Origin of the sequence: Bacillus sp. FS02, from assembly GCF_024398395.1 — a bacterium.
GTDB classification, from domain to species: domain Bacteria; phylum Bacillota; class Bacilli; order Bacillales; family Bacillaceae; genus Bacillus; species Bacillus altitudinis.
This window is the reverse complement of sequence record NZ_CP074101.1, coordinates 341,208-355,367: the sequence shown is the minus strand read 5'-3', so window position 1 is coordinate 355,367 and position 14,160 is coordinate 341,208. Positions and strand designations below refer to the sequence as shown.

The 14,160-nt window shown below is 40.5% G+C and carries 12 protein-coding genes and 2 pseudogenes; all 14 read left to right on the top strand.

The features are described 5' to 3' along the window. Nucleotides 1-9 precede the first annotated feature (9 nt). The 14 genes and pseudogenes from KFQ09_RS01795 (at nucleotide 10) to fliE (ending at nucleotide 14,119) form a co-directional block, all read left to right on the top strand. Entirely contained in the window at nucleotides 10-1,746 is a 1,737-nt protein-coding gene (locus tag KFQ09_RS01795) for a hypothetical protein (protein ID WP_050827260.1), read from the top strand. Then, complete coding sequence (locus tag KFQ09_RS01790) at nucleotides 1,743-2,018, top strand: FlhB-like flagellar biosynthesis protein (RefSeq protein WP_048002829.1); 276 nt, start codon at nucleotides 1,743-1,745, stop codon at nucleotides 2,016-2,018. The genes KFQ09_RS01795 and KFQ09_RS01790 overlap by 4 nt, the downstream gene beginning before the upstream one ends. A gap of 176 nt (nucleotides 2,019-2,194) precedes the next feature. Then, nucleotides 2,195-3,355, top strand: coding sequence for an ADP-forming succinate--CoA ligase subunit beta (gene sucC, locus KFQ09_RS01785; protein ID WP_008344824.1), 1,161 nt, complete (start codon nucleotides 2,195-2,197; stop codon nucleotides 3,353-3,355). A gap of 22 nt (nucleotides 3,356-3,377) precedes the next feature. Further along, nucleotides 3,378-4,279 (top strand): annotated as a pseudogene (sucD, locus tag KFQ09_RS01780) (succinate--CoA ligase subunit alpha). A 63-nt stretch (nucleotides 4,280-4,342) separates the two neighbouring features. Next, a pseudogene (gene dprA, locus KFQ09_RS01775) lies at nucleotides 4,343-5,244 on the top strand (DNA-processing protein DprA). Nucleotides 5,245-5,438: 194 nt separating this feature from the next. After that, the gene (gene topA, locus KFQ09_RS01770; RefSeq protein ID WP_008344821.1) at nucleotides 5,439-7,514 is read left to right on the top strand and encodes a type I DNA topoisomerase; all 2,076 of its coding nucleotides are present in this window, start codon (nucleotides 5,439-5,441) and stop codon (nucleotides 7,512-7,514) included. A gap of 70 nt (nucleotides 7,515-7,584) precedes the next feature. Beyond that, nucleotides 7,585-8,889 carry an FADH(2)-oxidizing methylenetetrahydrofolate--tRNA-(uracil(54)-C(5))-methyltransferase TrmFO gene (gene trmFO, locus KFQ09_RS01765; protein WP_007499618.1) on the top strand — a complete coding sequence of 435 codons (1,305 nt, stop codon included), beginning with the start codon at nucleotides 7,585-7,587 and terminating at the stop codon, nucleotides 8,887-8,889. Between the two features lie 62 nt (nucleotides 8,890-8,951). Next, nucleotides 8,952-9,869: a tyrosine recombinase XerC gene (xerC, locus tag KFQ09_RS01760; RefSeq protein WP_007499616.1), complete on the top strand. Its 918-nt coding sequence runs from the start codon at nucleotides 8,952-8,954 to the stop codon at nucleotides 9,867-9,869. Between the two features lie 14 nt (nucleotides 9,870-9,883). Continuing rightward, nucleotides 9,884-10,429 carry an ATP-dependent protease subunit HslV gene (hslV, locus tag KFQ09_RS01755; protein WP_007499614.1) on the top strand — a complete coding sequence of 182 codons (546 nt, stop codon included), beginning with the start codon at nucleotides 9,884-9,886 and terminating at the stop codon, nucleotides 10,427-10,429. 16 nt (nucleotides 10,430-10,445) lie between these two features. Beyond that, a complete protein-coding gene (hslU, locus tag KFQ09_RS01750; RefSeq protein WP_008344818.1) occupies nucleotides 10,446-11,846 on the top strand; it encodes an ATP-dependent protease ATPase subunit HslU in 1,401 nt (466 codons plus the stop codon). A 34-nt stretch (nucleotides 11,847-11,880) separates the two neighbouring features. Beyond that, entirely contained in the window at nucleotides 11,881-12,660 is a 780-nt protein-coding gene (codY, locus tag KFQ09_RS01745) for a GTP-sensing pleiotropic transcriptional regulator CodY (RefSeq protein ID WP_007499612.1), read from the top strand. A gap of 288 nt (nucleotides 12,661-12,948) precedes the next feature. After that, nucleotides 12,949-13,338: a flagellar basal body rod protein FlgB gene (gene flgB / locus KFQ09_RS01740; RefSeq protein WP_017359092.1), complete on the top strand. Its 390-nt coding sequence runs from the start codon at nucleotides 12,949-12,951 to the stop codon at nucleotides 13,336-13,338. Further along, on the top strand, nucleotides 13,338-13,790 hold the full coding sequence (flgC, locus tag KFQ09_RS01735) for a flagellar basal body rod protein FlgC (RefSeq protein ID WP_007499610.1): 453 nt from the start codon (nucleotides 13,338-13,340) through the stop codon (nucleotides 13,788-13,790). The genes flgB and flgC overlap by 1 nt, the downstream gene beginning before the upstream one ends. A gap of 11 nt (nucleotides 13,791-13,801) precedes the next feature. Continuing rightward, entirely contained in the window at nucleotides 13,802-14,119 is a 318-nt protein-coding gene (gene fliE / locus KFQ09_RS01730; protein ID WP_007499609.1) for a flagellar hook-basal body complex protein FliE, read from the top strand. Nucleotides 14,120-14,160 lie beyond the last annotated feature (41 nt).

The following is a 14,160-nucleotide window of genomic DNA, read 5'->3' as shown; positions in this document are numbered from 1 at the left end:
CTGCCTGTGATGACAAGAGTTGAAGATATACATACTGCACTGAATAGTCGGCTGAATACGGCAGAATCTGTTCCGCTTAACACGGAAGGAAAGGAAAATATTCACCGGCTCATTCTCGGCAAAGTACTGAAAATGCTCGGGGATGATACAGCACTTGTTCAAATAGGTTCGACCAAAATCAAAGCGCAGCTAGCGGCTCAGCTAAAAGCCGATTCTTTCTACTGGTTCCAATTAGAACAAGAAGGTGGAGGCAGTCTGAGTAAATTAAGACCTGTTCAGCAATTTGACCAAGATCCTAAAACATTAAAGGATGCCGCAGCTAAACTACTAGAAGGTCTGTCGCTTAAAAATGGACTTGAACAAATGTTAACAGCTACAGCTTTTTTAAAAGAAAAACCGGTCATCAACGAAGCAGAGTTAAAAACGGCAGTAAAATGGATTGAACAACTTCAAGGTGCGGATATCAAAAAAGGTCTGCAAGCACTTCTTTTTGCTTTAAAGAAAGATTTGCCGATTCAACAAGGAGTGCTCCAATCAATATTAGCGATGAAATCCCCCTCTGCACTTCATCAGGATGTGACAGCACTGCTAGATCGATTAACACAGCTTCCGAAGCAATCAGAAGCCACACAGGCTCTTACACAGGCCGTTCGTACGGTTGTAAATGCTGAGACAACCGTTCATGCAGAAAAGCTCTTATCGGTGCTTCTAGGAGCAAAAGAAGGTCAAACGAAGCAAGGAGAAAGCTTGCAGCAAGTGCAGCCTCATGTCAATCCGGCTCAGCAAACAAAGCAGAGCCAGCCCACCGCTATACAACAAGGGCGACAGGCGGATACAGTGAATCAGAACAGCGTGCAGCAATTATTAAGTCCAAAACAGCTCCCGCTTCAGCAAATAGAACGCATTCTGACGAGCATCACAAAGCAAGGTACAGACGGACAGCAGCAGCTTGATGTAAAACAACTCACATCACTGGTTCAAGCAGTCCAGCAGGCAGGGCCACAGGCTGACGCAAAGGCAGCCGTGCTTCAAAGGGAATTTCCGTTTCTTTCAAAAACAGAGGCGAACGCATTGGTAAAGGTCATTCAGCAGACTGAACCAGCATTAGGCAATAAAACCGATGTACTCAATTTACTGATGACGATGAAAAAAGCGATAGGTGTACGAGATGAAATTGGGATGCTGAAATTACTGGAAAAGGGCAGCCAAGATGTCAAAAGCCAAGAGCTTCACCAATTAAAGATGGTTTTAAATGATGCAAGGCAAGCTGATGTTCCCGAGCCCGTAAAAAAAGAAGTGGATCAATTATTCCATAGATTAAATGGGCAGTTACTAGTGCATCAGGAAAACCAAACAGTTAGTCAAATGATGGTTTCTTACCCGCTTTTCTCAAAACATAGTGTTCAAGATTTAACCTTTATTCTAAAAGGGCATAAGAAAAAAGATGGCTCTATTGATATTTCTCAGTGCCGTTTAATGTTTTATTTAAACATGGAAAACTTAGAAGAAACGTTAATAGACTGTACGATTCAGCAAAAAGTGATGTCAATTACAGTCGAGACGGCTCACGAACTGCAAGGGACCATTAATCCAATGATTCCAGCTGTTCGAGAGAATTTAAATGCCCTAGGGTATAGTTTGACGGGGATTACAGCGAAAAAGAGAGAAGAGCCAATTGATCCGTCTGACTTTCTAGATGAACACTTTCATAAAATCAGCGAGAAAGGGCTGGACTTACGAGTATGAAAGATTCAAAACCGCTTAGAAGAGCGATCGCTCTACACTATGATGAAGAAAAACAAAAAGCGCCAAAAGTCGTTGCAACAGGCAGTGGCTATGTGGCTGATCATATTATTGAAGAAGCTCAAAAAGCTGGAGTCCCTATTCAAGAAGACCGTAATTTAGTAGAACTGATGCGCCACTTAACGCTCGATGAGGAAATCCCAGAAGCGTTATACGATACTGTAGCAGAAATATTTTCATTTATCTATCGATTGGATCAAAAAATGAAAAAATAAGGTAAAATAAGTGTTTTGACTGAAAAATTTATATTTTTAATAAAATAAAAGTTTGAATGTTTAGAAGGATTTTACGATTTTACATAGAACCCTAGACATTCTCTTTTTTATTCTTTAAAATGAAAGCGCAGTCTATTTTATAATTTTTGTTTCTACATATGTTGGGAGGATGGGAAATGAATATCCATGAGTACCAAGGAAAAGAAATCCTAAGAAAATATGGGGTTTCAGTTCCAAATGGTAAAGTAGCATTTACACCTGATGAAGCAGTGAAAGCATCAGAAGAGCTTGGAAGCTCTGTATATGTCGTAAAAGCACAGATTCATGCAGGCGGCCGTGGTAAAGCAGGTGGGGTAAAAATTGCAAAAACAAAAGATGAAGTGAAAGGGTTTGCAGAGGAATTGCTCGGCAAGACACTTGTCACACATCAAACAGGGCCTGAAGGGCGCGAAATAAAACGCTTACTTATTGAAGAAGGCTGCGATATTCAAAAAGAGTACTATGTAGGACTCGTTTTGGATAGAGCGACATCAAGAATTGTTTTGATGGCTTCTGAAGAAGGCGGTACTGAAATTGAAGAAGTAGCAGAAAAAACGCCAGAAAAAATCGTGAAAGTGGTCATCGACCCAGCGATTGGTCTCCAAGCCTATCAGGCGAGAGAAGTTGCGTTTAAAATTAATATTCCAACAAAATTAGTTGGTCAAGCTGTTAAGTTTATGACAAGCCTTTACAATGCGTTTATTGAAAAGGATTGTTCAATTGCCGAGATAAATCCTCTTGTTGTAACAGGTGATGGAAAAGTCATGGCACTTGATGCAAAATTAAACTTTGATAGCAATGCCTTATATAGACAAAAAGATATATTAGAATACCGTGACCTTGATGAAGAAGATCCAAAGGAGATTGAAGCATCTAAATATGACCTAAGCTACATTTCACTAGATGGGAATATTGGCTGTATGGTGAATGGAGCAGGCCTTGCGATGTCTACAATGGATATCATCAAGCATTACGGCGGGGACCCTGCAAACTTCCTTGATGTTGGCGGCGGTGCAACTGCTGAAAAAGTAACGGAAGCATTTAAAATCATCTTATCTGATCAAAATGTCAAAGGGATTTTCGTGAACATTTTTGGCGGCATCATGAAATGTGATGTCATTGCAGAAGGTGTTGTTGAAGCGACGAAACAAGTCGGCTTAACATTACCACTCGTTGTACGTCTTGAAGGAACAAACGTTGAATTAGGGAAGAAAATCCTGAGTGATTCAGGCTTAAATATCACTTCTGCTGAGTCTATGGCTGACGGGGCAGAAAAGATTGTATCTTTAGTCAAGTAGAGCAGAAAGGCAGGGAACCTAAATGAGTGTATTTATTAATAAAAATACGAGAGTAATTGTTCAGGGATTACCGGTTCAACCGCTTTATTCCATACAAAACAAATGATTGAGTATGGAACAAATATCGTTGGCGGTGTCACACCTGGAAAAGGTGGAACTGAAGTAGAGGGAGTTCCTGTATTTAATACTGTATCTGAAGCAGTACAGACAACTGGAGCAAATGCTTCTGTTATCTATGTACCAGCACCATTTGCAGCAGACGCCATTTTAGAGGCTGTTGATGCAGAAGTGGATCTAGTGATTTGTATCACAGAACACATTCCAGTTCTGGATATGGTTAAAGTGAAACGCTATATGGAAGGTAAGAAGACAAGACTTGTTGGACCGAACTGTCCTGGCGTGATTACACCTGAAGAATGTAAAATTGGCATTATGCCTGGCTACATTCATAAAAAAGGTCATGTTGGTGTTGTATCTCGTTCTGGAACGCTTACATATGAAGCGGTACATCAGCTTTCAGAGGCTGGTGTTGGTCAATCAACAGCTGTAGGAATTGGCGGAGACCCTGTCAATGGCACGAACTTTATTGATGTATTAAAAGCCTTCAATGAAGATCCTGAAACGCATGCTGTGATCATGATTGGTGAAATCGGTGGTACTGCTGAAGAAGAAGCAGCTGAATGGGTAAAAGCAAATATGACCAAGCCGGTTGTCGGCTTTATTGGCGGTAAAACAGCGCCTCCAGGAAAACGTATGGGACATGCTGGTGCCATTATTTCTGGTGGTAAAGGAACTGCTGATGAAAAAGTAAAAACAATGCGTGAATGTGGAATTGAAGTGGCAGAGACACCATCTGTCATGGGAGAAACCTTAATTAAAGTGTTAAAAGAGAAGAATCTCTTCGAAGCTTGTAAAACGCATTAATGACACAAGAAGACTTGTTCTTTGACAAGTCTTCTTCTTTCTATCTTAAACTGGAGGAATGGTATGTACAACGTGTCCGAAAGAATGATTTTTCACCGCTTAAAAGGCCTCATCTCACCCTCTTTGTTAACAAAATGGTGGAAGGTCGATCCTGAGCTATATATAAATGAAGAAACACATCATTTCAAACAGGATCGATCATTACAAAAGATCGACTTTACCCGCTTACAACAAGCTGAAGAAAATGAATTCCCCATTTTTCAACACATCGTTCAAGCCTATTTAAAGCAAAATATTCACATGATTCCCATCACATCACCTTTATATCCCAGCTCACTAAAACACATTTATGATCCTCCCCAGTATTATTCCTAAAAGGAAACGTTACCTATTTAAATGAAGAAAAAAGTTTAGGTGTAGTAGGTACACGAGTGCCATCCTCTTATGGAGAAGCGTGCGTGAAGAAAATTGTTGGAGAACTTGTAGAGGAAGATTGGATGATTGTGAGTGGTTTAGCAAAAGGAATTGATGGACTTGCACACAAAGAGTGCATAAGAAAAAAAGGAAAAACGATTGGTGTTGTAGCTGGCGGCTTTCAACATGTATATCCAAAAGAACATGTGCAAATGGCTCAATATATGGGAGAACATCATTTACTGTTGTCAGAGCATCCGCCTTATATCAAACCAGAAAAATGGCATTTTCCAATGAGAAACCGATTAATTAGTGCCCTGACAAGAGGAACCATCGTGGTTCAGTGCAAAGAAAAGAGCGGATCGCTTATTACAGCCTATCAGGCATTAGAGCAAGGAAAAGAAGTGTTTGCTGTTGCAGGATCGATCTTTGATTCTAATTCTATAGGTCCAGCTAGACTGATTCAGCAAGGTGCCAAGCTTGTTCATTCAACGAAGGATATTTTAGAGGAATTCTCCTTGAGCGGTGTTCAATATACTGAACTCCCATAAAAATATCGTTTGACAAAAGACATCGGAATATTTAATAATAGTGAGGATTTAAGTTTACACTTTGTTTTTCGTGTTTATAATGATGTTCATCATAAAGAATTTTTAACGATTGCCTGTTAGATAGGTGCAATTAACATAAATATAAATTTGTGAAATGGATAAAGAGAGAACACCTCTTAAGGGGGATTTTGAGTATGGCTGATTATTTAGTCATCGTTGAGTCGCCAGCAAAGGCGAAAACGATTGAGCGTTATTTAGGAAAAAAGTATAAAGTAAAGGCTTCAATGGGGCACGTAAGGGATTTACCGAAAAGTCAGCTTGGTGTTGACACTGAGCATGACTTCGAACCGAGATATATTACGATTCGAGGAAAAGGTCCAGTCTTAAAAGAATTAAAAACAGCAGCGAAAAAAGCAAAAAAAGTATATCTCGCAGCTGACCCCGACAGAGAGGGAGAAGCGATTGCTTGGCATTTAGCCCACAGCCTTGACCTTGACCTCTCTTCGGATTGCCGCGTTGTCTTTAACGAGATTACAAAAGATGCAATTAAAGATTCCTTTAAACATCCACGTATGATCGATATGGACTTGGTTGATGCGCAGCAGGCAAGACGAATCTTAGATCGTCTTGTTGGATATAAAATCAGCCCAATTTTATGGAAGAAAGTCAAAAAGGGCTTAAGCGCCGGTCGTGTTCAATCAGTTGCACTCCGCCTGATTATTGACCGCGAGAATGAAATTAATGAATTCAAACCAGAAGAATACTGGACAATTGATGGCACCTTCCTAAAAGGGAAAGAAAGCTTTGAAGCGAGTTTCTTTGGCGTAAATGGCAAAAAACATCCGCTAAAAACAAAAGAAGATGTAAAAGAAATCCTTTCGAAATTAAAAGGAAGCAAGTTTTCTGTTGAAAAAGTGACGAAAAAAGAACGTAAACGCAACCCAGCTGTTCCGTTTACAACATCTACCTTACAACAAGAGGCAGCGAGAAAACTAAACTTCCGTGCGAAGAAAACGATGATGATTGCACAGCAATTATATGAAGGAATTGATCTTGGTAAAGAAGGTACAGTAGGTCTCATTACATATATGAGAACGGACTCAACACGTATTTCCAATACGGCAATTGAAGAAGTATCTGCTTTCATTGATCAAACGTACGGCAAGAATTTCTTGAATACAACAAAACGTACTGCCAAAAAGAACGAAAATGCACAGGATGCTCACGAAGCCATCCGTCCGACTTCTACGCTAAGAAAACCAGCAGATGTCAAACACGTGCTAAGTAGAGATCAGCTTCGTCTTTATAAATTGATTTGGGAACGTTTTGTGGCAAGCCAAATGGCACCAGCTGTTCTTGATACAATGAGTGTGGATCTTGAAAATAACGGGCTTACTTTCCGTGCAAATGGAAGTAAGGTGAAATTCCCTGGATTTATGAAAGTATATGTTGAAGGGAAGGACGACCAGTTAGAAGAAAAGGACAAAATGCTTCCTGATCTGAAAGAGGGGGATACCGTTCTTTCAAAAGATATTGAACCAGAGCAGCACTTCACGCAGCCGCCTCCACGTTACACTGAGGCAAGACTTGTCAAAACCCTTGAAGAGCTAGGTATCGGCCGCCCATCGACGTATGCACCAACATTAGATACTATTCAAAAGCGCGGCTACGTGGCACTTGATAACAAACGGTTTATTCCAACAGAGCTTGGAGAGATTGTGCTCAACTTAATTATTGAATTCTTCCCTGAAATCATTAACGTAGAATTTACTGCGAAAATGGAAAAAGAACTTGATAGCGTTGAAGAAGGTACGATTGAATGGGTACGCATTATCGACAGTTTCTATCAAGATTTTGCAAAAAGGGTAGAAAAAGCAGAAGCAGAGATGCAGGAAGTTGAGATCGAGCCTGAATACGCCGGAGTTGATTGCGAAGAGTGTGGTCATCCAATGGTGTACAAAATGGGGAGATACGGTAAGTTCATGGCATGCTCTAATTTCCCTGACTGCCGTAACACAAAACCAATTGTCAAAGATATTGGTGTCAAATGCCCGACTTGTCACGAAGGAAATATCGTTGAACGGAAATCTAAGAAGCGCCGCATTTTTTACGGTTGCGATCGTTTTCCAGAGTGTGAATTCGTCTCTTGGGACAAACCAATTGAAAGAAAGTGTCCAAAATGCGAAAATATGCTTGTAGAGAAAAAGCTGAAAAAAGGCATTCAAGTTCAATGTGTGAACTGTGATTATAAAGAGGAACAACAAAAATAGCGGTGAGCAGCCTTGTTCACCTGCTTTTTTATGTCATCAAATAGAACTTACGAAATAGGAGAGTTGTACAATGAGTCAATTTGTAAATGTGATCGGAGCAGGTTTAGCAGGAAGTGAAGCGGCATGGCAAATTGCCAAGCGTGGAATTAAAGTCCATCTGTATGAAATGAGACCTGTCAAACAAACACCAGCTCACCACACTGATAAATTTGCGGAGCTCGTATGCAGTAACTCATTGCGTGCGAACGCTTTAACAAACGCAGTAGGTGTACTAAAGGAAGAAATGCGTCATTTAGACTCAGCAATCATCGCAGCAGCAGATGAAAGCTCGGTTCCTGCTGGTGGAGCGCTTGCAGTAGATCGTCATGAATTTGCAGCGAACGTCACAGACCGCGTGAAAAATCACCCGAATGTGACGGTCTTTCAAGAAGAAGTGCAAAGCATTCCAGAAGGTCCGACGATTATCGCAACGGGTCCTCTTACATCAGAAGCACTTTCAAAAGAATTGAAATCTTTAACAGGTGAAGAGTATTTATATTTCTACGATGCAGCAGCGCCGATCCTCGAGAAAGACAGCATCGATATGGATAAAGTGTACTTGAAATCACGTTATGATAAAGGGGAAGCGGCTTATTTAAACTGTCCGATGACAGAAGAAGAATTCGATCGTTTTTATGAGGCGCTCATTTCGGCTGAAACTGTGCCGTTAAAAGAGTTTGAAAAAGAAATCTTCTTCGAAGGCTGTATGCCCATTGAAGTCATGGCCAAAAGAGGGAAAAAAACCATGCTCTTTGGACCGATGAAACCAGTTGGACTTGAAGATCCGAAAACAGGAAAAAGACCTTACGCTGTTGTTCAATTAAGACAGGATGATGCAGCAGGTACTTTATATAATATTGTTGGTTTCCAAACACATCTGAAGTGGGGCGATCAAAAGGAAGTATTTCGTTTGATCCCAGGTCTTGAAGAGGCAGAGATTGTTCGTTATGGTGTGATGCACCGTAATACATTTATTAACTCGCCAAGCCTTCTAAAACCGACGTATCAATTTAAAAATAGAGACGACTTATTCTTTGCCGGACAAATGACTGGTGTTGAAGGATATGTTGAGTCCGCGGCTTCAGGACTAGTGGCTGGAATCAACGCAGCTCGTTTTGTTAAAGGAGAAGAGCTTGTGACACTTCCAGAAGAAACAGCGATTGGCAGTATGGCTTACTACATCACATCAACAAACAAGAAAAGCTTCCAGCCGATGAATGCAAACTTTGGCTTGCTGAAAGATCTTGGCGTTCGAATTAAAAACAAACAAGAGCGCTATGCAGAGTACGCTAAACGCGCAATCGAAACTATTCAAACTATTTCGAAATCTCTGTAGTAAAACATTGCACGGGAAGCAAGATATGTGATACCATTTAAAAGCCTTAAAGAGGTGTAAAAATGACAGATAAACAGCGTCTTGTCCACTTATTCATTGAATATTTGCAGATTGAAAAGAACTATTCAGCTTTAACGATCTCAGGTTATACTGAGGCGATTGAAGAGTTTGTCAGATTTATGAACATTCAAGGAATAGACGGTTTTGAAGAGGTATCCTATCAAGATACGAGAATTTATTTAACAGAAGCTTATGAAAAAGGCCTTACAAGAAGAACGATTAGTAAGAAAGTCTCTGCACTTCGCAGCTTTTATAAATTTTTATTAAGAGAACAGCTTGTGAAAGAAAATCCTTTTTTACTCGTTAGCTTACCAAAGCAGGATAAGCGAATTCCTTCATTTTTGTATGAAGAGGAACTAAAAGAGCTATTTACAGTTTCTGATGTAAATACACCGCTTGGTCAAAGAAATCAAGCCATTTTAGAACTACTTTATGCAACAGGTATGAGGGTCAGTGAGTTATGTTCATTAAAAGAATCTGATCTTGATTTATCGATGGATACAGTGCTTGTACATGGGAAAGGCAGCAAACAGCGGTATGTACCTTTCGGATCTTATGCACATGAAGCGCTCTCCACATATTTAGAGGATGGAAGGCAGAAGCTGAAAGTGAAGGGAAAGGATCGTGCTGATTCACATGTGTTTTTGAATCAGCGCGGAGCTCCTCTTACAGATAGAGGCGTTCGATTCATTCTAACTGAATTAATGAAAAAGGCGTCTGGCACATTACATATCCATCCACACATGTTAAGGCACACCTTTGCTACGCATCTTTTAAACGAGGGAGCGGATTTAAGAAGTGTTCAAGAACTTCTCGGTCACTCAAATTTATCATCAACACAGGTGTACACGCATGTATCAAAAGATTCTTTAAGAAAAACGTACATGTCTCATCACCCAAGGGCTTTTAAACGATCCTAAAAGGAGGTTTTTTCATGTCATCATTTCATGCAACCACAATCTTTGCCGTTCAACATAAAGGAAAAAGTGCGATGGCTGGAGACGGTCAAGTCACTTTTGGGCAGGCTGTCGTCATGAAACACACAGCAAAAAAAGTGCGCCGTCTTTTCGGAGGCAAAGTACTCGCAGGTTTTGCTGGTTCAGTTGCAGATGCATTTACACTCTTTGAGAAGTTTGAAACGAAGCTTGAAGAATACGGTGGTAACCTAAAACGAGCAGCTGTAGAACTGGCGAAAGAATGGCGGAGTGACAAGATGCTCAGACAGCTTGAGGCCATGCTTATCGTCATGAATAAAGAAAGCATCCTGCTCGTATCTGGAACAGGAGAGGTCATCGAGCCAGACGATGGCATTTTGGCTATCGGGTCAGGCGGCAACTACGCGCTTAGCGCCGGGAGAGCACTCAAAAAACATGCAGGTGACCATCTCTCAGCTCGAGAGATTGCAAAGGCGGCTCTTGAAACGGCCGGAGAAATCTGTGTCTACACGAACGATCAAATCACTTTAGAAGAGCTTGAATAGAAAGGACATGAGACGTATGGAGAAAAAGCCGTTCACCCCAAGAGAGATAGTTGAAAAGCTCGATCAGTACATTATTGGTCAGCTTGATGCGAAAAAAGCAGTGGCGGTGGCTTTAAGAAACCGTTACAGAAGAAGTCTTTTACATGATAAGCTAAAGGATGAAGTCGTTCCTAAAAACATCTTAATGATTGGTCCGACAGGTGTGGGGAAAACAGAAATTGCCCGCAGAATTGCAAGGATTTCTGGTGCACCTTTCATTAAAGTGGAAGCGACGAAGTTTACTGAAGTTGGATATGTCGGACGTGACGTAGAATCAATGGTCAGAGATTTAGTGGAAACAGCAATCAGACTAGTCAAAGAAGAAAAAATGAAGGATGTTCAAGAAGAAGCGGAAAAACAAGCAAACAAACGGCTTGTTCATCTACTTGTTCCTGGAAAGAAAAAAAGTCAGTCTGTGAAAAATCCTTTTGAGATGCTGTTTGGTGGTTCTGATGCTGATGAAAGTGATCGAGATCACTCAAGTGAAGAAGTAGAGCTTGAGTCGACGAGAAAACGCATTGCGCACCAGCTGGCGATGGGTGAACTTGAAGACCATTACGTCACGATTGAAGTTGAAGAGCAGCAGCCTTCCATGTTTGATATGCTTCAAGGCTCGGGTATGGAGCAAATGGGTATGAACATGCAGGATGCGCTTAGCAATCTCATGCCTAAAAAGAAAAAACGCAGAAAGCTGACCGTCAGAGAAGCGAGAAAAGCGTTAACTGCTGAGGAAGCTTCAAAACTGATTGATATGGATGAAGTCGGTCAGGAAGCCGTGCAAAAAGCAGAGCAGCAAGGAATCATCTTTATCGATGAAATCGATAAAATTGCCAAAAGCGGTGGTGCATCGTCTGCAGATGTTTCTCGTGAAGGGGTTCAACGTGATATTTTACCGATTGTAGAAGGTTCCACTGTGATGACGAAGTATGGGGCTGTGAAAACAGATCATGTTCTATTTGTAGCAGCAGGCGCTTTTCATATGGCGAAACCCTCGGATTTGATTCCAGAGCTTCAAGGGCGCTTCCCAATCCGTGTAGAATTAGATAAATTAAGTATAGAAGACTTTGTGAAAATCTTAACGGAACCAGATAACGCGTTATTAAAGCAATATAAGGCTTTACTTGAAACAGAAGGTATATCTCTTGAATTTTCTGACGATGCTATTCATAAGATTGCCGAAGTGGCTTATCACGTCAATCAGGAGACGGATAACATCGGTGCAAGAAGGCTTCACACCATACTTGAGAAGCTGCTAGAAGAGCTCTCATTTGAGGCGCCTGATATTACAATGGAAACAGTGACTATTACCCCTCAGTATGTAGAAGAGAAGCTAGGAAAGATTGCAAATAACAAAGACTTAAGTCAATTTATACTTTAACAAATGAATAAAGTAATCTAGGAGGATCATTATTATGGCGTTACTACAAAAAACAAGGATTATTAACTCGATGCTGCAAGATGCAGCGGGGAAACCGGTTAATTTTAAAGAAATGGCAGAAACACTGAGAGATGTCATTGATTCAAACATTTTCGTATTAAGCAGAAGAGGGAAGCTTCTTGGCTACTCCATTAACCAGCAGATTGAAAATGCACGTATGAAAAAAATGCTGGAAGATCGTCAGTTCCCTGAAGAATATACAAAAAGCTTATTCAATGTCCCTGAAACATCTTCAAACCTTGACATCAACAGTGAGTACACAGCTTTCCCGATTGAGAACCGTGATTTATTCCAATCAGGTTTGACAACGATTGTGCCAATCATCGGAGGCGGAGACCGCTTAGGGACGTTAATCCTTTCTCGTTTGCAAGATACATTCACAGATGATGATTTAATTCTTGCTGAATACGGCGCAACAGTTGTTGGAATGGAGATTCTTCGCGAGAAAGCGGAAGAAATTGAAGAAGAAGCAAGAAGTAAAGCGGTTGTTCAAATGGCGATCAGCTCTCTTTCATATAGTGAGCTTGAAGCGATTGAGCATATCTTTGAAGAACTTGATGGAAACGAAGGGCTGCTTGTGGCAAGCAAGATTGCTGACCGTGTAGGAATCACTCGTTCAGTGATCGTAAACGCACTTCGTAAATTAGAAAGTGCAGGCGTTATTGAATCTCGTTCTCTTGGAATGAAGGGAACATACATCAAAGTATTAAACAACAAATTTTTAATTGAACTTGAAAATTTAAAATCTCACTAATCAAAAAACCCTTTTCGGCCGAAATAAACGCTGAAAAGGGTTTTTTTGTATAAAAAAAGAGGATTTGTCCGAAAAATGACACTCTTTTTTCCAAGAAACCCCTTACAATTCTGTAGTGCTTTGAATCTAGGTCTTTATACCTATTCGTAAAATAGATATATATTACGAGTTTTTTTTACAATTACATCATAGACTTTAATCCTATTATTTCTTACAATGAACATATGGTTTTACAAATCTCGACATGATTAAATGGAATGAAATACATATGATTGGAGGTATATGGTTTTGGATATATTTTCTGGAACGATAAGCAACCTTGAGAATGCCTTGGGCAGAGCGAATGTTAAGCAAAAAGTCATAAGCAATAATATCGCGAATATAGACACACCGAACTACAAGTCTAAAAAAGTTGCATTCCACGACATGCTAAATGATGCGTCAATCAAATTAGATGCTAAAAAAACATACCAAGGTCACATTGATTTTTCTAAAACAGGGTCTAATTATTCAGTTGTTTCGAGTAACCGTACTTCTTATCAAGAAAACGGAAATAATGTCGATATTGATCAAGAGATGAGTGAACTCGCTAAAAACCAAATTCAGTATAATGCGTTGGTTGAAAGAATGAGCGGAAAGTTCAATTCTCTTAAAACAGTTTTGACAGGAGGTAAGTGATGTCAATTTTTTCAGGCGTTAACGCTTCGGCCTCAGCATTAACAGCACAGAGGCTCAGAATGGACGTTGTATCCTCGAACCTTGCGAATATGGATACAACAAGAGCTAAACAGGTTGATGGCAAGTGGGAGCCTTATAGACGCAAGCTCGTCACATTACAGCCGTCAGGTGAATCATTTTCATCTATATTGAACTCAAGCATGAATTCGAGCGGCAAATTAGGAAACGGCGTCAAAGTAACAAAAATTACTGAAGACGAAACTCCATTCAACCTTCAATATGATCCTACAAATCCCGATGCCAATGAAAATGGATATGTTCAAACACCAAACGTTGATCCATTAAAGGAAATGGTTGATCTCATCAGCAGCTCAAGGTCATATGAAGCAAACGTGACTGCGCTGAATGCGAATAAAAGCATGCTGATGAAAGCTTTAGAAATAGGAAAGTAAGGTGAAAAGAATTGGTTAACGCAATATCTCCTTTCCAGCTTCAAACCGCTCAGCAAGCAAGTGAATTGACGAATGCGTCGTCTGTGCAGGCGGCTGCACCTAAAAGTCAAACGAATTTCTCTGATGTGCTGAAGAATTCCATTGAGGCATTAAATCAATCACAGCTGAAATCAGACCAGTATACGAATGCTCTCGCACAAGGGAAAGATGTCAATCTCGATGAAGTCATGATTGCTTCACAAAAAGCGAGTGTGACACTCACAGCTGCAACCGAGTTTCGGAATAAAGCAGTCGAAGCGTACCAAGAGATTATGAGAATGCAGATGTAGGAGGTGCTGGTGGACAAAAAATAGACTGAATGGAATGACCG

What these genes read in the sequence shown, in the direction of transcription:
- sucC (WP_008344824.1), top strand. Translation starts at nt 2,195, where the DNA reads ATGAATATCCATGAGTACCAAGGAAAAGAAATCCTAAGAAAATATGGG.
- topA (WP_008344821.1), top strand. Translation starts at nt 5,439, where the DNA reads ATGGCTGATTATTTAGTCATCGTTGAGTCGCCAGCAAAGGCGAAAACG.
- hslV (WP_007499614.1), top strand. Translation starts at nt 9,884, where the DNA reads ATGTCATCATTTCATGCAACCACAATCTTTGCCGTTCAACATAAAGGA.
- flgC (WP_007499610.1), top strand. Translation starts at nt 13,338, where the DNA reads ATGTCAATTTTTTCAGGCGTTAACGCTTCGGCCTCAGCATTAACAGCA.
- codY (WP_007499612.1), top strand. Translation starts at nt 11,881, where the DNA reads ATGGCGTTACTACAAAAAACAAGGATTATTAACTCGATGCTGCAAGAT.
- hslU (WP_008344818.1), top strand. Translation starts at nt 10,446, where the DNA reads ATGGAGAAAAAGCCGTTCACCCCAAGAGAGATAGTTGAAAAGCTCGAT.
- xerC (WP_007499616.1), top strand. Translation starts at nt 8,952, where the DNA reads ATGACAGATAAACAGCGTCTTGTCCACTTATTCATTGAATATTTGCAG.
- KFQ09_RS01790 (WP_048002829.1), top strand. Translation starts at nt 1,743, where the DNA reads ATGAAAGATTCAAAACCGCTTAGAAGAGCGATCGCTCTACACTATGAT.
- KFQ09_RS01795 (WP_050827260.1), top strand. Translation starts at nt 10, where the DNA reads ATGACAAGAGTTGAAGATATACATACTGCACTGAATAGTCGGCTGAAT.
- trmFO (WP_007499618.1), top strand. Translation starts at nt 7,585, where the DNA reads ATGAGTCAATTTGTAAATGTGATCGGAGCAGGTTTAGCAGGAAGTGAA.